The organism is Brucella sp. TWI559 (assembly GCF_039674265.1).
GTDB lineage: Bacteria > Pseudomonadota > Alphaproteobacteria > Rhizobiales > Rhizobiaceae > Brucella > Brucella chromiisoli.
Genome location: NZ_JBDJNE010000016.1, coordinates 14,869 through 36,213 on the forward strand (window position 1 = coordinate 14,869; position 21,345 = coordinate 36,213).

The following is a 21,345-nucleotide window of genomic DNA, read 5'->3' on the forward strand; positions in this document are numbered from 1 at the left end:
CATGGCTTTTCTTAATCTCAAGCACCTGAAAAAAAGCTTCGGCGCCAATACCGTCGTCCACGATTTCAATCTCGCCGTCGAAAAGGGTGAATTCGTTTCCTTCCTCGGACCTTCGGGCTGCGGTAAGACAACGGTCCTGCGCATGATTGCAGGCTTCGAAAGCGCCGATCAGGGGGCAATCGAAATTGATGGCAAAGATGTCGTTGATTTGAAGCCTAACCAGCGCAACATCGGCATGGTCTTTCAGGCCTATGCACTGTTTCCAAACATGACCGTTGCCCAGAACGTCGCCTTCGGGTTGCGCGTATCAGGCAAGCCAAAGGCTGAAATCGACGCGACGGTCAAGGAAATGCTCAGCCTGATCCGGTTGGAACATCTCGCCGACCGCTATCCTTATCAGATGTCAGGTGGTCAGCAGCAGCGTGTGGCACTGGCGCGTGCACTTGCAACCAAACCGCAAGTGCTTCTGCTCGACGAACCCCTCTCCGCACTTGATGCCAAGATCCGTATTTCTCTGCGTCAGGAAATCCGGGCAATCCAGCAAAAGCTCGGCATTACCACGGTTTTTGTGACCCACGATCAGGAAGAAGCACTTTCCATTTCTGATCGTATTGTCGTTATGCATGAAGGCAAGGCCGATCAGATCGGCACACCTTTCGATATCTATAACCGCCCTGCGTCGCGCTTCGTCGCCTCCTTCGTCGGCACGCTCAATATGCTGGAAGCATCGGTTGCCGAACCAGACCAGAACAGCATTGAGCTCGACGGATGCACGATCAAGGTGAATGAAGAACTTGGGCATCACGAAAAGGGCAAAACGATCACGCTCGCCCTGCGCCCGGAAGCGGTCAGCCTTGAAGCGCGCAAGAGCCATGACACATCGCTTGATGCAACCATCGAAGATGTCCACTTTCTTGGCTCGGTTATCAGAACCCGCGTTGCTCTTGGCAATAATCAGCTTTCATTCGACACGTTCAATGATCCGGCGCTTAAACCACCACAACGTGGCGACAAGGTCATTGTGCATTTTGCAGCACATGATTTGCTCGTTTTGGCAGATTAACACCAAAAAAGCCGCCCAAACGGGCGGCTTTTTTGTACTTTCATGCAATCAGGGCTGCAATATCTCAGTTCCATGGGCCGTGGAAATCGCCTTCTTTGTCCACACGCTTGAAGCCGTGCGAACCAAAAAAGTCGCGCTGGCCCTGAATGACATTGGCCGTACCCTGCGACTGCGTAAAGCTGTCGAAGTAGCTCAATGCCGAACTGAGTGCTGGAAGCGGCAGACCTGCAAGCGCAGCCTGTGCAACGATCTTGCGAAGGCCTTTCGATGCCTTGCCCATGCGTTCAACAAAGGCCGGAACCAGCAGAAGATTTTCGATATCCTGACCTTCAAAAGCCTGTGCAATATCGTCGAGGAACAGCGAACGGATGATGCAGCCTTCGCGCCAGATACGCGCCGTTGTAGCGAGCGGAATATTCCAGCCATGTTCCTTTGACGCTGCGGCCAGAACGGCAAAGCCCTGCGCATAGGCGACGATCTTTCCAGCCAGAAGCCCCTGCTCAAGATCAGCAAGAAACTGCGCCTGATCAGCAATATCGAGTTTGCGCGGCGCAGGATTATAAGCCTTTTCCGCAGCCTGACGTTCAGCTTTCAGCGACGAGATTGAACGTGCATCAACCGCAGCTTCAATGCCAGTCGCAGGCACACCGAGCATCTGCGCTTCAATCGCAGACCAGCGACCTGTACCCTTCTGCCCGGCCTGATCAAGGATCATATCGACCATCGCCTTGCCAGTTTCAGGATCGGTAGCCTTCAGAACTTTTGCTGTTATTTCAATGAGATAGGAATTTAGCGGGCCGGCATTCCATTTCTCGAACACATCACCGATTGCAGGCGCCGAAAGGCCAAGACCATCACGCAGAATACCATAAATTTCGGCAATCATCTGCATGTCAGCATATTCAATGCCGTTGTGAATCGTCTTTACAAAATGGCCTGCGCCATCAGGGCCGACAAGAGCGCAGCAAGGCTCGCCGTTATATTTTGCAGCCGCAGCCAGAAGAATTGGTGCGATGCGATCATAGGCTTCTTCAGTACCGCCAACCATCATGGATGGACCATGGCGTGCACCTTCTGCGCCACCCGATACGCCCATGCCGACAAAGGTCGGATCGTTAGGACCAAGCGCTTTCAGACGGCGCATCGTGTCACGATAATCGGAGTTACCCGCATCAATCATGATGTCGCCCTTCTCAAGATAAGCCTTAAGACGGGTGGTTTCGGCGTCAACGGGCGCGCCAGCCTTGATCAGAAAGATGATCGGACGTGGCTTGCGGATATTGTCAGCCAGTTCTTCAAAGGTCGCGCAAGGGATGATCTTGTCACGCAGAGCACCAGCTTTTTCGATGAATGCTTTCAGCACGGGCTCGTCGCGGTCATAAACGGCTACCTTGTAGCCCTTCTCGGCGATATTCAGCGCAAGGTTCGAACCCATGACGCCGAGACCGACCATACCGATATCTGCTTTTTCCATTTTTTGCCCTTTTGAAACACAGCCAACTGGCTTGCCGTAGAGAAATAGAGAGCCGACAGACTGGGCTGTCATAGCTGTTGCTGTCGCATTATTTAGCGCCAGCTTATACCAGTCTGTATCCTATTCTTGGATGATCTAGGGCATATGACACAAATTTGATAGAGCCTTTTCTAAGAAACTAACCGATTTAAATGCTCAAACACGCTCGAGTTTCTCATGCGGCAGCGGTGGCAGTTCAATCTTGATATGATCACCAGGCTGCACATTTCCACCCGCAAGAACGATCGACATGACGCCAGCTTTACGCACCAGTTCGCCATTTTCCGTTTTATCGAGGACAGCGCCCAAAAGCCCCTTCTCAAATTTCTCAATCTGCGAACATGGATTACGCAAGCCCGTGAGTTCAAGGACAACATCGGACCCAATTTTGAGAAGGGTCGATTTGGGCAGTGCGAGCAGATCGATCCCGCGCGTGGTGATGTTTTCACCCAACTGCGCAGGCGCAATGTCAAACCCCTTCTCTGTCAGCTCATCGAACAGTTCGGCTTGAATGAGATGGACCTGACGCAGATTGGGTTGCGTGGGATCTGCCCTCACACGCGACCGATGTTTGACGGTCACTCCCTTGTGCGCATCCCCTTCAACACCCTCGCCAGCGACAATGCTTATCTCTGAAACCAGCTGTTTCGAGAAGTGATGCTTCGCATCGCGTGCAACGGCTACAACAATTCCACTCATATTTTTACCTTGATCACATGAAGAGAGACGTCGGCGGCAAAGCCAGTCGTAATCCCGCATATCATGCGATATACAGTCGATGAAAGACAAGGGTATTGCGCAGGGGTAGGCGGTAAAACCATGACGAACAAGCAGCGCGACGGCAAGGATTTTCGCTGGGGCATCTGGGGCACAGGCACGATTGCCAAAGCTTTTGCTGCCGATATTCAGGCAAGCAGCGATATGCGCGTGAGTGCTGTCTGTTCGCGTTCCATGCAGAGTGCAGAGGATTTCAAAAGCCGCATCGGTGCGGATCAAGCCTTTAATGATGCTGCTGCCTTTCTCAACAGCGCGGAAATTGATGCGGTTTATATTGCCACGCCCAATGCCATGCATGTGCCGCAAACCTTGCAGGCCATTGCCGCTGGCATAGCGTGCCTCACGGAAAAACCGCTGACGCTTGATGCCGACGGCGCCAACCAGATCGAAGCAGCAAGCAAAGCGCATCATGTCTTTGCCATGGAAGCCATGTGGAGCCGCTTTCTTCCGGCAATTCATGCCACCCGCGAGCATATCAAAGCGGGGCGAATCGGAATGGTTAAGCGCATTGAGGCCGATCTGTCCTATTTGCGCGAAGAAGACCCAAAAAGCCGCTTTTTTGATCCCGCGCTTGGTGGTGGTGCGGCCTTTGATCTGGGCGTTTATCCGGTTTCGCTTGCGCTCAGTTTTCTCGGATTGCCCGATGCGGAGAGCGGTCGCTGGATACGCGCAAAGAGCGGCGTCGATATGCGTACAGTAATTGAGCTGACCTATCCCCATGCCAAAGCCCATCTTTCCTGTGGCTTTGATCATGACGGCGAAAACCGGATGCTGATTGAAGGTACCAAGGGTGCGATTATGCTGCATGCACCGTTTCTCAAGGCACAACGGCTCACGATCTTTTCGGAAAGCGTGCTGAATTCAGCCATCGGGCCAAAAGGACCGGGCGGCCTGGTTGGAAAAATTCTCAACCGCCTGCCGCTTCCGGGCAGAACCGTTGAGCATCATCCATTCTCAGGCAACGGACTTCAATTTCAGGCGCAAGCCGTGCGCGATGCCGTGACACGCGGCGAGACTTTAAGCCCGATCATGCCGCTTGAACACAGTGCTGCGGTTGCAAACATCATCAGCACTGTGCTTGCGCAAAAGCCGAATTAGAAGCTGCTCCGCACCTTATAGGGTGCTGCATTTTCGCCAGCATTGTTGAGTGCAAGGGCCACTTCGGTGATGTGCAAAGCCACATTACCAGAGAAAAACGCTGCCTCACCTGTTTCAATGGCGCGCGCCTGATCCGCCACGCCACGCATGAAATCAATCTGTGACGGGAATGACGGCAGGCTGACCGTGTTCCCCTTTGGATAAGCGAGCTTGCTGCCAACAGCGGGTTTCCACGCCAGCGTCTTACCAAGCTTTGCTTCCAGACGCCCAAAAACGCGCGACAGGATGGAACGCTTTCTCTCTGTCGATTCAAGACGAACCGCAGAGCGATTATCCCAGAGATCATCGACAGTAATGGAGCCTTTGTCGGCCACGATTGTCAGGCTGCGATCTTTCGGCATGGCAAGGCCGGACGTCAGACGTGCAACAAGACCGGATTTAAAACGCAGGCAACCCACGGAAAAATCTGGTGCCATGCGCAGATGCTCCGTTCCCGGCCCTTTGTTCTGGAAGGTGATTGAGGAAAAAGCCGTCACGCTTTCCACAGGACCAAACAGCGATACGAGCCATGAAAGTGCATAGCCTGCATGTTCCAGCGTACAGCCAATCTCAAACTCATGCAGACCCGGCCAAGGTGCACCCGATTGCGAGCGCCATGTCGCCCATTTGTCGCGGAAAACCGGGCCGTCTTCCATTTCGGCATAGACCAGCCGCGGCGTACCGATCTCGCTTATGGAAGTCGCAACAAGCTTCTGTGCATCGCTCAAAGCGTTGGCGGGGGCAGCGGCCAGTGTCAGTCCGTTTGCAGCCGCAAACTCAACCAGTTCCTTGGCATCGTTGAAATCCATGGCCAGCGGCTTTTCCGAATAGACGTGCTTGCCCGCTTCAAGCGCTGCGCGTGAAATGGCGTAATGGTTCTCCGGCGTTGTCAGGTTAAGCACAATCTGCACATCTTTATCAGCAAGGATTGCTTCAAAGCTTTCATAGGCACGAACATTATAATGCGAAGCGAAGACTTTCAGGCGCTCTGCCGAGCGATCAAAGGCACCGAGCAGCTTAAGCTGCGGGTAATTGCGCAGCGTGGTCATGTAGTAATCGGCGACGAAGCCCGTGCCAATGATCGCGATATTCATGATTAACTCCGGGATTATACAGACCGCTTGGGAATGGTGACTTTCGCTGTCATGCGCAAGCCAAAGATCGCAAAGATGAGCATGAGCCAAACCGGGTCCATGCGGCGGAAGAAAAAGCTTTCCAGCATCGCGTTCAGCGTGCCGAAAAACACAAACATGAGAAAAAAGTCTGCGAGAAGCAGGTTTTCTCGCGTTGGCCTGCACCGCATATAGTTGACCAGCGGCATGACAATGATCACAAAAATTGCGCAGATAAGACCGATGAGCCCCGTGGACAGCGTGATGTCGAGATAGCCGTTATGGCCATGCACGATGCCGCGCACATCCCAATCAAGGTAATATGGATTGGCCGCTTCTTTTGCTGCCCCAGTACTCCAGAAGCTTTCATAGCCAAAGCCGGTCCATGGGCGGTTATGCAGCGCTTCAATAGCAAAAGCCCAGATTGATGTGCGCCCGGTGAAAGTCGGGTCCACCGAGAAATTCAGAACAATCTGGTGGAGAGGCTCAAACAGCACCGTGCCGATTGTGAAAAGCGCAAAAACAAGCTGAATGACCACGATCATAAGTGGCGCCAGCCCACGTACACCAAACATACCCGGGGCAATGACCAGAATCATGGCAAAGGGTACCAGTGCAACCGTGGTTTTTGATCCGGTATGCGCCACGAAGAACAGGGCAAATAATGCAATCAGTGCCCCACTGACCCGCCAGCCGCGTCGCCACAGATAGATGCCACCAAAAGCAAAAAACGCCATAACAGGCCCGGCAATATTCTTATGCGTGAACACCCCGCGCCACAGATATGAGTTTTGTGGCTCGGCAGCGTCAGCGCCATGGGTGCCAAGATTAGGCAACAGCACCACACCAGCATATGAAATCACAATCACAATTGATGCCACTATAAGCAGCATAATGGAATAGCCGTCAGCGTCCTGCGGCAAAGCCAGCACAGCGACTATGGCAAGAACACCGATCAGTGTCAGCATGATCCCGCGAATGGCCGTTCCCAGATCAGGACTGGTGAAGGCCGAAGCGATGAGAATGGCAAACATCAGGCCCCAGCCAAGGCTTGCAAGCCGCAAGACCTTGCGCGGATCAGCAAACATCGCAAGCGCAGCCAGCGAAATAACTCCGACGAGACCGAAGCCAAGCTGATTGACACTATCGCCCGCCTGCTGGCCATCAACGACAACGGCCTGCGAAAACGGGCGAAAAGAAATCAGCAGAATGCAGAATATAATTGTTGCTGCGACGAGCGCGATCTGGCGCATCGTCGCCTTCAACGGATCGAACGAGGCCGTATCAGTTCTTGTCCGGGTTGCGATACTGCTCATTCAAATATCCAAAATGCGCCATCACCCGACCCAGACCGATATGAATAAAGTAAGTGCCGACAGGCGCAAAGCCGGCCGCAAAACCTCTTCTGAGTGCTTTGATCGGCGAATAGGCCAGAAGAGCCAAACTCTTCAGGAACACGCGCACCTGACCAAACGGCTCATCCTTGCGTTTACGCTGCTCAATCAGTGTTGAAAGAACGCCATTGCGCAAACCACGCGAGGTGATCCAGTCGCGTTCCAGACGGCGCGCAGGAATGGTTTCGCGCACGATGCCTTCCGCACACCACGCAACTTTAAAGCCCTTGGCAATAGAGCGGGACAGGAAGTCAGAATCGCCGCCACCAGTAAAGTTGAACTTCAGATCCATAAACGGATAGCTATGCGCTTCCAAAACAGCACGCGCAATCAGCAGGTTGCCCGATGAATAGATGATCGGCACCGGGCCGGTCTTCGTGTAATGAGGCAGGAAAACCGGATGCTTCGCCCACTTTTCAGAATTCGGCTTTTCAAAAATCGGATACTGCGGGCCGCCAACCAGACTGACATCATAACGCTCAGCCGTCGAAACCATATTCTCGATCCAGTCAGGATCGGCCAGTTCATCATCATCAATGACAATGACATATTTGAAATTTGGAAAAAACTTGGTCGCCGTCAGCCAACCGGCATTATAAGCATTGCAATTGCCGCGATGCGACTCGCCAATAAGCATGCCGTTATATTTGCCAGCCTCGAAAAGCGGAGCTGCAACGGTTGCGCCTTCTTTCTTTTCAGTCTCATTCTCGATAACCACCACTGCCCAACGACGCTTTGTCGTTTGCGCATTCAACGTATCGAGGGTTCTGATCAGATGCTCAGGCCGCTTAAATGTAGGAAGAGAAACGACAATATCGATCTCATCATAGGCAAGCCCAGGCGTTTTAGCGATTACTTCAATATGATCCGGTAATTCTATCATCTCGGCTTCCGATTTATTTCAGAGATTTACATTTTTATGTTTATCTTTCCACTATTGATAAACGTTTAAAGAAAAGTTCACTGCATGGCTGTAGAGAGTGGCTTTAGCAAATACTCATTAAGATCGGTTAGGAGCTGAATTGCAACCGTGTCGTCTTGTCTTCGTAACATCACTTGTTCCACATGCGGTCGCTTCGACGGGTTATGAAGTTGCGAATGCCGCCGTTATCGATGGTCTGCGTCGCGCCGGTGCTCATGTCACTGTTCTCGGTTTCACCTGGCCGGGACATCCGGCGGCTGAAAACAAAGACACGATCGTTCTTGGCGAAGTGGAAGTACGCACAGAAGGCGCCGGCATCAAGCGCAAGATCGGCTGGGTGGTGAAATCTTTTCTCACAGGGCTGACGGTTTCGTCGGCAAAGCTGCGGGTTATCCCAGCAATTGAACTGCATAATGCAATCACCGAACTCGGTGAATTCGATGCCTATGTGCTCAACGGTGTGACGCTGCCGGGCGCCTTTGAAGATATTTTCAAGGACAAGCCATCGATTTTCGTTGCGCATAATGTCGAATACCGTTCGGCAGAAGAAAATGCGGCAGATGCCAAAGGCAAGGTTCAGAAATTTCTGTTTGGCCGCGAGGCTAGGATTCTCAAAAAGCTGGAGAGCAGGCTTTGCAAACAGGCAAGCTTTGTCTTCACCTTTGCAGAAGAAGACGGCCCGGCACTGGGCCTCGACAAAAATAAATTTGCAACACTCCCGCTTGTCATGCCGGGCAACAGCGAAGCCGTGAAACCGGAGGCAGCCAAATATGATCTCGCGCTCATCGGTACATGGACATGGCATCCCAACCGCATTGGCCTTGAATGGTTTCTGCGCGAAGTCAAACCGCTTTTGCCAAAAGACATCACAATCGCCATCGCAGGCAACACACCCGCCGATCTTATTGCGGCCTGGCCGGGTGTGAATTTCGTCGGCAAAGTGCCTGATGCCACCAAATTCGTTGAAAGTGGCAAACTGATACCTCTGATCAGCCGCGCGGGCACAGGCGTTCAGTTGAAAACGATAGAAACGTTTGAGCTGGGAAAACCAAGTGTTGCCACCGCTCATTCGGTTCGTGGTATTGGCAATGTCCCGGCCAACTGCACAATGGCCGACAAGCCTGCTGAATTTGCCGCAGCCATCGTAGAGCGCCTTAAAGCAATCAATGAAGGTGACGATCAAAGACTGGACGGCAAAGCCTTTAAACAGGCACAAATCGCAGGCATGGACAGCGCAATCGCCCGAGGCTTAAAGAAACTTCAGGACGTCACAGGAAAAGCAGACTGAATATGACGCATAGTGCATCCGAAAAACTCGAATACCGAAATATTCTCGGCATCAAGGTTGTCTGTTTCGACTGGGGCAGTTCATTCGCTTATTTTGAAAAGCGAATCGAAAACCGGGCCTTCTTGAAGCAGGGTTGGCTTAATGCCAACAATGCCAATATTGCGCATGAAGACCCGGCCTATATGGCAGCGCTCAAAAATTTTCTGATCCTGCCTGATGGTGTTGGTGTCGATATTGCCAGCAAGGTCGCTTATGGTGAAAAATTTCCGGCCAATCTCAACGGCACAGACTTCATCCCCGGCTTGATGCAGCATATCAAACGCCCGATGAAAGTGGCGTTGCTTGGTGGCGGTCCCGGCGTTGCTGCACACACAGTGCAGCTTTTTGAGAAGCAAATCCCGCAGCACGATTATCGTGTGATCTCGGATGGCTATTTCAAGCCTGCGGATATAGACGGCATTCTGGATCAGCTTAAGGAATATCATCCCGATATGCTGCTGGTGGCCATGGGTGTTCCGCGGCAGGAGCTGTTCATCGACAAATACATCACAGCCGAACATTGCACGATTGCGAGCGCGGTTGGCGCCTTATTCGATCTGCATACCGGCCGCGTGCAGCGCGCACCCCATTGGGTCCGCACGCTCAAAATGGAATGGGCGCATCGCCTGATGCAGGAGCCGCGCCGTCTGGCAAAGCGCTATCTGGTCGGCAATCCGGTGTTTCTCTGGCGTGTTGCAAAAGCAAAGCTGTCAGGGGGTAACCCTTGAAGACAGCTATTGTCACCGCAAGCTGGGATCAGGACTTTGAGCGTTGCAAGCTCTTATGCGAAACCATGGACAAACATGTCACTGGTTTCACCAAGCATTATATTCTTGTCGACAGCAAAGATGTTGCGCTTTTTCGGCAGATAGAGAACGCCAATCGCATCGTGATTGACGAGCGAGATTTGCTGCCGTCCTGGTTGCGAGCCTTCCCCGATCCGACCTATCTCGGGCGCCGTCGCGTCTGGTTGTCGTTTAAAACCAAACCGTTGCGCGGTTGGCATGTGCAGCAGTTGCGCCGCATTGCACTGGCAGACAAGGTGGAAGAAGACGGACTGCTTTATACCGATTCCGACACTGCTTTTGTCCGGCCCTTTGATTGCAACACACTCTGGCACGAGGATAAGCTGCGCCTGTTCTACCGGCCCAATGCGCTTGCCAATCCTGAATGGCCGGAACATCCTGTTTGGGCAGAGAACGCAGGAAAGCTTCTTGGCGTCAAGAATGGCAAGAGTGCGCTGAATGACTATATCGGCCAGCTTGTTTCCTGGCGCAGAGATTCGGTCATCGGCATGTGCGAGCGTATCGAAAAGCACACCGGTCAGCATTGGGTTGCTGCCATCGGCAATGTCCGACGCTTCTCCGAATGCTTTATCTACGGCCATTATGTTGATGATATTCTGGATGGCGCAGGCCATTTCCACGACACGCACGATCTGTGTCGCATGCAATGGTTTGCACCGCCACCCACGGAAGAAGAATTCCGCACCTTTATCGCTGAAATGGAACCACATCAGGTTGCCATCGGCATGCAGTCATTCCTGAGCTTGTCGGTTAACGATATTCGCCGGATCATCGGCGCTTAATCCTTAGAGCATTTCCTGTTTTGATTGAAACATTGGAAATGCTCCAAAGGACGAACTTCCCACGCGCGGCATAAAAGTCGTGCACAATACCATCTGGGCAGTTCTGCGATGCGAGGGGTTTAGCTTCAAAGAGCATTGTTCACCCTTGAATTGGCGCATGCCTAAATTGCTAAGCGGTGTCAGTGCTAACAGTCTTATCAGGCTACGCTTGATCCCAGCTGATTATGTGGCGAGCTACTGCTAAGGATGGGTTTACGCTCAAAGTCCTTGCTCAGTAACACAGATGCGAGCGGGTCATGAAGCGTTTCAAGTCAGCACGACATGTGCAGCGCTTCACCTTAATTCACGACCCGATCAACAATTTTCACGACTTTCCCACAATCAATTTAGCACTTCAGAGCACTGCCAATATGTTGTGTGAGAACACATGTCTGAAATCCGCATAAAGTCAGCACCATAGATAGAGCTGCGTTCCCGCGTCGGTTAAAGTGGCATTACCACGCACCCACCGACACCAACGCAAGCTGAAAATACTAACTCGAAAACACTCGCTTCCGAGAAGCTCTATCATATCGCGTTGTCAGATTCAGATTCCGCTTTTTAAACGCCTACCCATCGATTTCAATCCAGACCCAAACGCATCACCTGTTGCTTGATTTAGAAGCTAAAACCTTTCAATCGTCACAAAAATTCATAACTAACAATTACTTAGCATCTTGCAACGCTTCTGCCATAGCGCGCAGGGTTACGAATGTAGATGCTGCACCCGGATCGATATGACCGATTGAGCGCTCACCGAGCTTTGCTGAACGACCACGACGCGATTCCATTGCAGCTGTTGCCTTCATGCCCACTTCCGCACCATCGCGTGCCGCAATCAGCACGTCGAGCGTGGATTTGCCAGCCTTCGCAGCCTCGCTTGCCGCCTCAACCGCTGGAACCCAGGCATCGATCATCGTCTTGTCACCTGGTGCCGCGCGGCCCCGATCCTGGATGCCTTGCGACGCGGCTGCAAGCCATTCAGCAATGCCGGTTCCATCAAGGTTGAGACGATTGCTGACAGCCGTACCTGCACGCAGGAATGCCGTTGCATAAAGCGGACCTGACGATGCGCCAACCGCATCCAGAAACGCCTTGGCCATGCGCTTGCAGATGGCTTCAATCGTCTCATCGTCCTGTTCGTCTTCAAGCGCATGTTGCACAGCCTTCCAGCCGATTTCCATGGTAATGCCGTGATCGCCATCGCCAATCACGCCGTCGAGTTCCGAAAGCCAGTTCTTCTCGGCAATGATCTGATTGCCGACATTCATCATCATCGCCTTGAAAAGTGCAGGTGTCACATCACCCTCGGTGATGAGCTTGCGCGGCGCTTCAGAAGCCACTTCCTTGTGGTCTGCACTGCGTTGAGCCTTGCGGTGCGAGGCCGGTTCACGATCACCTGCCTGCACAGCGCCAACGCTCAAGGCCGGCGTATGACATGGATGATCAAGCAGCGTCTGCAAGGTGTCATCAAGCTTCATCAGCGTGACAGATGCACCGGCCATTTCGAGCGACGTTGCATATTCGCCAACCCATGAGGCGTGGATCTGTATTTCCTTGCTATCCAGAATCTGTTTGACGCGGCGGAAAATAAGATAAAGCTCGATATGCGTGGTTGCACCAAGTCCGTTGACAAGAACCGCAACACGATCCCCGGCCTTGAGCGCCAGTTCCTCAACGACCGAGGCCATCAGCTCGTCAGTCACTTCATCAGCAGGCGCAAGCTTCTGACGACGAATGCCCGGCTCACCATGCAGGCCCATGCCGATTTCCATTTCATCGTCACCGATGGCAAAGTTCGGCTTACCTGTCTGGGGCAGGGAGCAAGGGCTTAAAGCCACGCCCATCGAACGGGTCGCCTCATTGGCGGCCTGCGCAAGCGCTTCGACGCGTGGCAGGGATTCACCCAGATCAGCGGCAGCACCTGCAACCTTGAATACGAAGAAGTCACCGGCAATACCGCGACGCTCCGACTTGCGATCAAGCGGCGCCGAGGCTACGTCATCCGCAACCGCGACATGGCGCACATCCATGCCGTCCTGCCCGAGTTCTTCCGCAGCCATCGTAAAATTGAGAACGTCGCCGGTGTAATTGCCATAAAGCAACAACACGCCAGCGCCGCCATCCGCAGCGCGTGCCGCTTCTGCAATATGTGCAGGCGATGGGGAGGCAAACACGTTGCCAACAGCTGCTGCATCTGCAAGGCCGCGTCCGACATAGCCAGCAAAAGCGGGTTCGTGACCTGAGCCACCGCCGACAACAATGCCGACCTTGCCTTCGCGCGGGCCATCGACTGCCACAACCGCACGCCCCGTTTCACCTTCAACACGCAGCATATGGGGATGCGCGCCGACCATGCCTTCGATCATTTCTGCAATGATGTTTTCCGGTGCGTTGATCAGCTTCTTTGTTTTGACTTGTTCATTCATGTCTTTAGCTTTCTAAAACTCGTCGCGTGTTCAGATCAGTGGGCATCCCGGCGCAGATAACGGCGCGATATGGCATCGAATGAGATAGCCAGCACGACGATTGCACCCGAAACAATGCCCTGCCAATAAGGAGAGACACCGAACAGAACGATAATGTTTTCAATAATTGCGATAATGCCTGCACCGAAGATCGCACCAATTGGACTGCCGATGCCACCCGTTGTGGCAACACCACCGATAACCGATGCAGCAATCGGAGCCAGCACCCAGCTGTCGCCAATCGACGGCTGGGCAGTTCCAAGACGCGCAACCATCAGCACACCAGCAAGACCAGCAATCGCACCAGCAGCACCAAATACCATCAGACGCACACGATCCACACGAATGCCCAACATACGGGCGCCATCGCGATTGTTGCCAATGGCATACATGTAACGACCAAACGGGGTTTTCAGCATCACGAAAGTCGCGATCAGCAGGGCAACAAACATGATGATGAATGGCACCGGAATGCCGAACAGATCGCCACGGCCGAGATATTGCACATCACGCGGAATACCGGTGATGGCAACGCCACGGGTCAGCACCAGATTGGCACCGCCGAAAATGCCTGCCGTACCAATGGTCAGCACCAGCGAATGCAAGCGGAGGAAGGTGACGAGGAAGCCGTTGAACAGGCCGAGGCAAAGGCCAAGCAGGATCGCCAGCAACATGGCCGAATAAGGCTCAAAACCCATCCGTACCATCAGAATGCCGGACACCACGCCACAGAGTCCGCCGATCACGCCAAGTGACAGATCAAGCTCGCCCAGCACCATCAACATCGACTGAGCAATGGTGATGAGACCGACAAAGGCCAGGCCACGTGCAACAACCGACAGATTGTAAGGCGTGAGAAAGTAAGGCGATAGGGTTGCCGACAGGGCAAAGATCACCAGAAGCGCCACAAAGACACCGGCCAGCGGCGTACGAATGAGATTGGAAAAGGGATTAGTTTGCATCGGCTTTTACCTCTGTTCCAAAGATCGCGCCCACGAGTGTTTCATTGTTGGTATCGGTGGTGGAGAACTCACCGGTGATATGGCCGTTATGCATGGTGATGATACGGCTTGCGCATTTCTGTAATTCATTAAGTTCCGAAGAGACGAGTATGACACCGACACCCTCTTCAGCGAGATTTTTCATGATGCGATAAATCTCTGATTTCGTCCTGATATCGATGCCCTTGGTTGGCTCATCAAAAATCAGCACGCGTGGGCGCGTGGCCATGGCGCGGCCAATAATGGCTTTCTGCTGATTGCCACCCGAAAGCTGCGAGATACGCTTGCCCATTCCTGATGTGCGGATGCCGTAATCATCGATGATTTTCTGCACGATATTGCGTTCACGACGGTCGGAAATGCCGAGCTTGCCGCTTGTCAACTCCAATATCGAAATGCCGATATTTTCGCGCAGCGACAGAAGCGGCAGAATGCCGTGATGTTTGCGCTCTTCCGAAAGATAGAGCATGCCGCCCGAAACCGAGCGCGAGGTATCATTGAGTGTCCAGTTTTCGCCTTCGACCTTTACCTCGCCGGATTTAGCTTTTAGAAAGCCGAAGATCGTCTGCATCACTTCGGAGCGTCCAGCGCCCACCAGACCGGCGAAGCCAAGAATTTCGCCTTTACGCAGATCAAAACTGATGTCTTCAAAGCGCGATCCCGAAAGGTCACGCACTTCCATAATGGTTTCAGTGGTCGGCTTTGACGGACGGAAATGCTCATCAAAGGACAGGTCGCGGCCAGACATGGCGCGGATCAGATCGGCTTCGGTGATGTCCTTGATGTGACCGCTCTCGATCTTGGTGCCATTGCGCAGAACGGTATAATCATCGCCAATCTGGAAGACTTCTTCCATCTTATGGCTGATGAAGACAATCGCATGATCGCGGTCAAGAAGACCGCGAATAACCTTGAAAACACGCTCAACTTCAACACGTGTTAGCGAAGACGTCGGCTCATCGAGAATCAGCACCTTCATCTGCTCATTGGTGCAGGCACGCGCGATCTGCAAAAGCTGCTGATCAGACACGGAAATATTGGCAACCAGATCGTCAGGCCGCGCTTCAATACCAAAGCGATCGAGATAGGATTTTGCCTCGATCATCAGCGCTTTGCGGTTGACAACAAAACCGCCATGCCCCGTTCGATTGAATGGCATGAACAGGTTTTCCGCGACGCTCATCTGCGGAAAAAGCGTCAATTCCTGCGGAACATAGGCAACGTTTTTATAAAGCGCAGGATCAGTAACTGGATCACGACCATCGATCAGCACCTGACCGCGCGAAGCGCTGTCGGTTCCGGTCAGAATTTTTACGAGCGTGGATTTGCCAGCACCATTTTCGCCGGCAAGAATATGCGTGCGACCCAGCTCGATTTTCAGGTCAACGCCATCCAGCGCGGTTACGCCCGGAAAGTCCCGGCCTAATCCGCTTGTTTCAAGATAAGCCATGATGGACACCTTGGAAAACTATCGCTGCGTTTCCGGCAAGCTGCCGGTCAAAGCCGATAGGACAGGAAAGAATGGAGCACGGGAGAACCCGTGCTCCTGCAACAAGATCGGAACGGATCAGTTGCCTACGTTTTCCTTGGTGAGGAAAGCATTGCCAGTGTCGATATAACCTGGAACCGGCGCGCCGGTTGCCTGTGCCCAGAGCGTCATCACCGACCAGTAACCCTGAAGTTCAGGCTGCGATGCGGACGAGCTGTCAGCGACGCCATTGCGGATCATGTCGAGCATTTCCGGCAGGTTGTCGAGGCCGACCAGCGTGACCTTGCCCTGCTTGCCAGCTTCAACGATGGCCTGACCGATGCCGATCGGGCCAGCGGCATCCGAAGCAACCCAGCCCTTCAGGTTTGGATTGGCCTGCATAATGGCGGCTGCCTGCTGCTGTGCAATTTCGATGCTGTCATTGTCGATGCCTTCAGCAACGACCTTGATACCCGGATGTTCCTTGAACACTTCACGGTGGCATTCTGCACGGATCGAATGGTTCGGTGCAGTTGGCACGCCCATCATGATTGCAACTTCGCCTTCACCACCCAGCACTTCAACCAGACGACGCGCAGCAATCTTGGCCTGCTCGCAGAAATCTGAACCGATATGGGTGATGCTCATGCCTTCCGGCGGCACGGAGTCGAACAGCACCAGCGGCACTTTCTGGCTCTGCGCTTCTTCAAGCGATGCACGGTTGCCCGATGGATCAAGCAAATCGAGTGCGAGACCGTCAGGACGGGTGGCCAGCGCGCTGTCGATAATCTGGTTCTGCTGAACAACGTCTGCGCTCTGTGGTGCGGAGTAGACGATTTCAACATTGGCGCCGGTCTGCGCCTTGAGTGCAGCAGCGGCCTGCTGTGCACCTTCATTCACCTTGTCAAACCAAGGATGAACGACCTTTGGAACGATGACAAAACGATAACTGTCCTTTTTGACAGTGCCGGGCGCGTCCTGCGCCATGACCGAGACGGGCAGCGAAAAGGCAGCAACGGCTGCCAGCAAAGCAAGCTTTTTCATAAAGTCCTCCCTTGGAAATCAGACGAAACTTCCTCCCGCCTGACTGCTTGAAAGATCACTCGGGAAGGCTCCTCTGCCTTCATCCCTGTAGCGAACTCGACTCCTGAATACAGATGTATAATTGAAAATACAAGAGTAAAATTACCCGCCGCCGAAAACCACGTGATACGATGGCGCGCTCATAAGATGAGTAAATTGTTCATATATAATTGCATTTAATTGAGCACATCCTTATAATGCGGCCATACAAATCCGGTGCCCGCCTTGAACCAGTCAGAGAAATCTAATCTGCCCGCGGCTTTTCCGCTGCGCGATATGGCAGAGATTGATGTTGCCATTACTGATTATTATGACGAGCTGTGTCGCGCAGTCCGTCGACGCGGGCACGTATCCTCAAATGCCAACGACATTGTCCATGATCTTTATGTGAGGCTGAAAGATCGCCGGACCGACCTTGAAGGCAAGTCATCTCTCCACGCATTTTTAACGCGTGCGGCTATTAATCTGGGCCTTGACCGGTTTCGCCGCGAGCGTTTTGAAGCCAAGCTCTTTTCCGGCACGCAAGAAGAAGCCGCGTATATCGCCAGCAAAGACGCCAATCCTGACATCGCCCTTGACATGCCGCGACGGCTCAACCGCCTGCGTCATGCGATTATGGAACTTCCCCTTCGCCAGCGCCGCGTTTTCATTGCCCATCGCATTGGCAATCTGCCGTCAGATGAAATTGCCAGCCGCTTTGGAATCACGCGCAATATGGTGGACCGCCACCTTCGCAAGGCGCTGATTCACTGCCTCTGTCGGCTTGATGAACTGGATCAGGGATGATGCGCTCATCCACGTCAAAACCAGACAAGGCACAACGCCTGATTCAAGAGCAAGCCGTCGATTGGCTGATGCAGCTTCAGGCATCGCCGAAGGATATGGCGCTGGCGGAGGCATGCGCACGCTGGCGCGCAAGCGATAGCCGGCATGAGCTGGCCTTCAAAAAAGCCTCACGTGTTTTCAGCGATACGCGTTTACTGCTGTTGCAGGATATCGATTTCGCCAAAACAGCTGCCAGAAGACCGCGTTTTCCGGTGCGCGCGACAGTGGCGTCAATGCTGGTTTTTGTTGCTTTCGCAGCAGCTTTCATCGCTTTTGATGGCCCCATGCGCCTGCGCGCAGACGCGATGTCTGCAAGCAGCGAAATGCCCGTGATAAAACTCGCCGATGGATCGACCGTTCAGCTCAATTCAAGTTCGGCCATCTCTTTTGACATCACAAACCAAGGCCGTCACGTTCATCTCCTGCGCGGGGAAGCCTATTTCATCGTTGCCAAGGACACGCAGCGCCCTTTCACGGTGAGCGCTGCCAAGGGCAATATTACAGCTCTTGGCACTGAGTTCGATGTGAAGCTGAAAGAGCGCGGTGCAGACGTGGTCGTCACGGAGCACGCCGTTGAGGTCAAGAGCAGCGCTTCAGGCACAGCACCCACCCCGCGTGACACCTTGCGTCTCGAACAGGGCCACAGCGTTTTTTACGACAGTGCAACAGGCATCGGACAGGTCACGGCGATTGATCCTGAATTCGCAGCCTCATGGCGCAATGGGCGGCTCATTTTTGAAGACCAGCCGCTTTCGCACGTGGTCGAAGATATTGCACGACATCTTCCCGGCCGGATCATGATTGCAAGCAATGATCTTGCGCAACGCCGCATTACTGGCACTTTCGATCTATCTTCACCCTCCACCGCGCTTGATGATTTTATCAAGGTGTTTGATCTGAAAGCCACGCATATCGGGGCGCTGCTGACAGTCCTGCATAATTAATTTTCAATTGAATGTCCCATAAGCCGGTTTTCATTCGTCCAGTCCATGAAAGGCAATGCGCGCAACATGCGCGGATGCTTCAACACCGAAATTTTCAACGCCTTGAACGTTGAGACTGGACACGACATGAAAAGCCCCTCCTCACGCATTCTTACCGCCTATATGCGGCCTCTTTTTGCTTCGCTGCTTTTAAGCGGCACTGTTTTAAGCCCATTTTTTGCAGCACCAGCTATGGCCCAAGCGGCAACCCAACCCGTCACCGTGAATGTTGCGGCAGGGTCGCTTGCAACAGGCCTCAACCGCCTTGCTGTTCAGACAGGCTTGCAAATTGCATTTGATGCATCTGTGACAAAAGGACTGAATACACCGGGCGTGCACGGAACGATGACGCTCGCTGAAGCGCTTTCAACGATACTCCGCAATACCGGCATTCAATACCGGTTTACCAGCGAAAAAACCGTTCGGCTGGAGCGCCCGGCGGAAGCAAACAATGCGCCAGTGCCGGCCGATGACGGCTCGCTGCAACTTGATACAATCAGCATTTCGCATATCACCGGCGTGAATTTTGCCGAACTTGATCCGCGAGTATCGCAAATCACATCGGAACAGCTCGAACAGGCTCAAGCCTCGACAATTCCGGAACTCGTCAAAAGAACACCCGGCGTCTCCATGCTGGGCGGCGTGCGCACCGAAGGCCAGTCGATTGCCATCCGCGGCTTTTCACGCCAGACAGATGTTCGCATTTTGCTCGATGGCGCCCCTAAGAACTTCGAGAAATACGATCAGGGTACAATTTTTGTCGAACCCGAACTTCTCAAACGCATCGAAATAGAAAAAGGGGCAACGACCGTTCGTTACGGCAATGGTGGCTTTGGCGGCACCATAAAGCTGGAAAGCAAGGACGCAGCCGACATGCTGCGCGATGGCGAAAGCTGGGGCATTTGGGGCAAGACTGCCTATCAGACAGCAAACAAGCAATTTCTGGAAACCGGAGCCATCTATGGCCGCTCCAATCTCGGCACTGCAATTGATTTCGACGGCATAGCCAGCCTGACCTGGCGCAAGGGTGACAATATGCGGATCGGCGGCGGAGACATCTACAATTACTCCAATTCTGAACTGACGTCTTTCTCCGGCAAGCTGAGTGGCGAATATGGTGGTCACGCAGTTAAAGCTTCCGTCCTTTATGGTGAAAGTGCCAACTGGGGACCGCTTGCCGCCATTCGCGGGCAGTTTGAGCCAAGCAACAATGCGCTGGTGCCGGGTACGCCCGCATATAAAGCCGCCATTCAAAGGCTTCTCGCCTGGCGCGAACTGAAGGATTTCACATCGGTTGTCGAACACACCTATGACGGCGACAGCGATTTGGTGAACACGCGCATGATGGCAAGCTATTCCTCAACCGATATGCATGCCGAACGCTTTCCGGGCGTGAATGGCACTGGATCGCTGGGAGGCACCGAAAACGATGCAAAATATTCGGATTTTCACCTCGAAGCAGAAAACACCTCCAATTTTGAACTGGCCAGCATTGAACACAGTCTGAATTACGGTGTGCAATATAATCATCACGTCCGTGATGTGACGATGTTCGATAAAGCCAATGCGAAGCAAGCGCAGTATAATTACGGCTATTATGCGCCATGGATCATGCCCGCTGGCAAGCAGGACATGACATCCTTCTTCATCCGCGACCGCATGGCAGTCACCGATAAGCTCATCATCACGCCCGGTATTCGCTACGATTATGTACGCTCCGAGGGCGTTCCGAACGCCGCCCCTCGTTATAACAATCCCGCAGCTGGTCACGATTATTCGGCGACATCACATCACGGTTTCACGCCCGCCCTGAGCGCCTCCTATCAGCTCACCCCCGCAACGCGGCTTTTTGCCGACTGGGCCTATGCAATGCGTGCACCAAACATCGATGAAATCTACTCGACCCAGAGCATACAGACGAAAGCGTCAGGAACCAGCCGCAACCTCAAGGTAGAGCGCAACAATACCATCAATATCGGTGCGGACACTGCGCTCAACAACCTGTTTACCGATGGCGATATGCTGATGGTGCGCGGTTCGTTCTTTAACAATCATGTTTCCAACCCGGTCGGACGACGCGTCGGCAGCGCGAACAATGCCAATCTCAGCTACGGTGAAGCGCCATTTTACTGGAATATGCCGTCCTACTATACGCGCGGTATCGAGCTCGAAGCCCATTACGAAAACAACTTCATGTTCGCCGATGCCAGCCTCACTTACATGATCGGCAGACGTGAGGGCACACTCAACAATGTGCGCGGACCGGACAGCTATATCAACGACATCATGCCAACGACTGCGGTGGCGACGCTGGGCTACAAACTTCCCGATAACGACATCAACTTCGGCTGGACTGGGACCTTCGTCGACAAGCAGGACAGAACCTCGCATGTCAAAGGTGATTTAAGCTATAATCGCCCCAAAGCACCGGGCTATTCCGTGCATGACCTGTTTTTCAACTGGACCCCGACGCAGGGGCTGATGAAGGACTCTGAATTGCGTCTTGCGCTGGAAAACGTGTTCGACAAGAACTATGAGCCTTATCTCAGCGATGGCATTTCTGCCATGCCGGGACGCAACTTGAAAGTCTCATTCAGCCGCAAGTTTTAAAGTATTTCCAGCAAAAGTGCGAAGCGGTTTTTCGC

Annotated in this window: 18 protein-coding genes and 1 pseudogene; 9 read left to right on the forward strand and 10 right to left on the reverse strand. The window is 53.2% G+C overall.

All coding sequences use genetic code 11. From position 1 onward, the window contains the following. Nucleotide 1 precedes the first annotated feature (1 nt). A complete protein-coding gene (locus tag ABE530_RS16150) occupies nt 2-1,063 on the forward strand; it encodes an ABC transporter ATP-binding protein (RefSeq protein ID WP_265986409.1) in 1,062 nt (353 codons plus the stop codon). 64 nt (nt 1,064-1,127) lie between these two features. Here the strand turns inward: ABE530_RS16150 and gnd are convergent, their stop codons facing one another. Then, nucleotides 1,128-2,537: an NADP-dependent phosphogluconate dehydrogenase gene (gnd, locus tag ABE530_RS16155; RefSeq protein WP_499695180.1), complete on the reverse strand. Its 1,410-nt coding sequence runs from the start codon at nt 2,535-2,537 to the stop codon at nt 1,128-1,130. A gap of 195 nt (nt 2,538-2,732) precedes the next feature. After that, on the reverse strand, nt 2,733-3,275 hold the full coding sequence (locus tag ABE530_RS16160) for an MOSC domain-containing protein (protein ID WP_499695181.1): 543 nt from the start codon (nt 3,273-3,275) through the stop codon (nt 2,733-2,735). A gap of 120 nt (nt 3,276-3,395) precedes the next feature. Here ABE530_RS16160 and ABE530_RS16165 point away from each other — a divergent pair, with 120 nt between their 5' ends. Further along, nucleotides 3,396-4,451: a Gfo/Idh/MocA family protein gene (locus ABE530_RS16165; RefSeq protein WP_499695182.1), complete on the forward strand. Its 1,056-nt coding sequence runs from the start codon at nt 3,396-3,398 to the stop codon at nt 4,449-4,451. Here ABE530_RS16165 and ABE530_RS16170 read toward each other — a convergent pair. From ABE530_RS16170 to ABE530_RS16180, 3 genes are read right to left on the reverse strand one after another with little or no spacing between them, the layout of a single operon-like run. Next, complete coding sequence (locus tag ABE530_RS16170) at nt 4,448-5,584, reverse strand: Gfo/Idh/MocA family protein (RefSeq protein WP_499695183.1); 1,137 nt, start codon at nt 5,582-5,584, stop codon at nt 4,448-4,450. The genes ABE530_RS16165 and ABE530_RS16170 overlap by 4 nt on opposite strands. 14 nt (nt 5,585-5,598) lie before the next feature. After that, nucleotides 5,599-6,918, reverse strand: coding sequence for an O-antigen ligase family protein (locus ABE530_RS16175; protein ID WP_499695184.1), 1,320 nt, complete (start codon nt 6,916-6,918; stop codon nt 5,599-5,601). After that, complete coding sequence (locus tag ABE530_RS16180; RefSeq protein ID WP_265986415.1) at nt 6,887-7,879, reverse strand: glycosyltransferase family 2 protein; 993 nt, start codon at nt 7,877-7,879, stop codon at nt 6,887-6,889. Before ABE530_RS16180 ends, ABE530_RS16175 begins: the two co-directional genes overlap by 32 nt. A gap of 139 nt (nt 7,880-8,018) precedes the next feature. On the opposite strand from ABE530_RS16180, the gene ABE530_RS16185 reads away from it, so the two are divergent. From ABE530_RS16185 to ABE530_RS16200, 4 genes and pseudogenes are all read left to right on the forward strand, one after another. Further along, nucleotides 8,019-9,206 (forward strand): glycosyltransferase, encoded by a 1,188-nt coding sequence (locus ABE530_RS16185; RefSeq protein WP_499695185.1) that lies wholly within the window; start codon nt 8,019-8,021, stop codon nt 9,204-9,206. Nucleotides 9,207-9,208: 2 nt separating this feature from the next. After that, nucleotides 9,209-9,973 (forward strand): WecB/TagA/CpsF family glycosyltransferase, encoded by a 765-nt coding sequence (locus ABE530_RS16190; RefSeq protein WP_499695186.1) that lies wholly within the window; start codon nt 9,209-9,211, stop codon nt 9,971-9,973. After that, the gene (locus ABE530_RS16195; RefSeq protein WP_265986418.1) at nt 9,970-10,833 is read left to right on the forward strand and encodes a DUF6492 family protein; all 864 of its coding nucleotides are present in this window, start codon (nt 9,970-9,972) and stop codon (nt 10,831-10,833) included. The genes ABE530_RS16190 and ABE530_RS16195 overlap by 4 nt, the downstream gene beginning before the upstream one ends. 281 nt (nt 10,834-11,114) lie before the next feature. Continuing rightward, nucleotides 11,115-11,279, forward strand: a pseudogene (locus tag ABE530_RS16200) (IS6 family transposase); the annotation flags it as partial. A gap of 258 nt (nt 11,280-11,537) precedes the next feature. Here the strand turns inward: ABE530_RS16200 and dhaL are convergent. The 4 genes from dhaL to ABE530_RS16220 form a co-directional block, all read right to left on the reverse strand. Beyond that, entirely contained in the window at nt 11,538-13,301 is a 1,764-nt protein-coding gene (gene dhaL, locus ABE530_RS16205; RefSeq protein ID WP_499695187.1) for a dihydroxyacetone kinase subunit DhaL, read from the reverse strand. A 35-nt stretch (nt 13,302-13,336) separates the two neighbouring features. Further along, complete coding sequence (locus ABE530_RS16210) at nt 13,337-14,302, reverse strand: ABC transporter permease (RefSeq protein WP_265985025.1); 966 nt, start codon at nt 14,300-14,302, stop codon at nt 13,337-13,339. Then, nucleotides 14,292-15,791, reverse strand: coding sequence for a sugar ABC transporter ATP-binding protein (locus ABE530_RS16215; protein WP_499695188.1), 1,500 nt, complete (start codon nt 15,789-15,791; stop codon nt 14,292-14,294). The genes ABE530_RS16210 and ABE530_RS16215 overlap by 11 nt, the downstream gene beginning before the upstream one ends. A gap of 117 nt (nt 15,792-15,908) precedes the next feature. Then, entirely contained in the window at nt 15,909-16,853 is a 945-nt protein-coding gene (locus ABE530_RS16220; RefSeq protein WP_265985023.1) for a substrate-binding domain-containing protein, read from the reverse strand. A gap of 255 nt (nt 16,854-17,108) precedes the next feature. Between ABE530_RS16220 and ABE530_RS16225 the strand changes: the two genes are divergently transcribed. Both ABE530_RS16225 and ABE530_RS16230 read left to right on the forward strand, forming a co-directional pair. Beyond that, on the forward strand, nt 17,109-17,678 hold the full coding sequence (locus tag ABE530_RS16225; RefSeq protein WP_499695189.1) for an RNA polymerase sigma factor: 570 nt from the start codon (nt 17,109-17,111) through the stop codon (nt 17,676-17,678). Then, nucleotides 17,675-18,661 carry a FecR family protein gene (locus ABE530_RS16230; protein ID WP_499695190.1) on the forward strand — a complete coding sequence of 329 codons (987 nt, stop codon included), beginning with the start codon at nt 17,675-17,677 and terminating at the stop codon, nt 18,659-18,661. The genes ABE530_RS16225 and ABE530_RS16230 overlap by 4 nt, the downstream gene beginning before the upstream one ends. Here ABE530_RS16230 and ABE530_RS16235 read toward each other — a convergent pair. Further along, on the reverse strand, nt 18,658-18,789 hold the full coding sequence (locus ABE530_RS16235; RefSeq protein ID WP_265985019.1) for a hypothetical protein: 132 nt from the start codon (nt 18,787-18,789) through the stop codon (nt 18,658-18,660). The genes ABE530_RS16230 and ABE530_RS16235 overlap by 4 nt on opposite strands. Here ABE530_RS16235 and ABE530_RS16240 point away from each other — a divergent pair. After that, the gene (locus ABE530_RS16240; protein ID WP_499695191.1) at nt 18,788-21,310 is read left to right on the forward strand and encodes a TonB-dependent receptor; all 2,523 of its coding nucleotides are present in this window, start codon (nt 18,788-18,790) and stop codon (nt 21,308-21,310) included. The two genes, ABE530_RS16235 and ABE530_RS16240, sit on opposite strands and share 2 nt — an antisense overlap. The last annotated feature ends 35 nt before the right edge of the window (nt 21,311-21,345 follow it).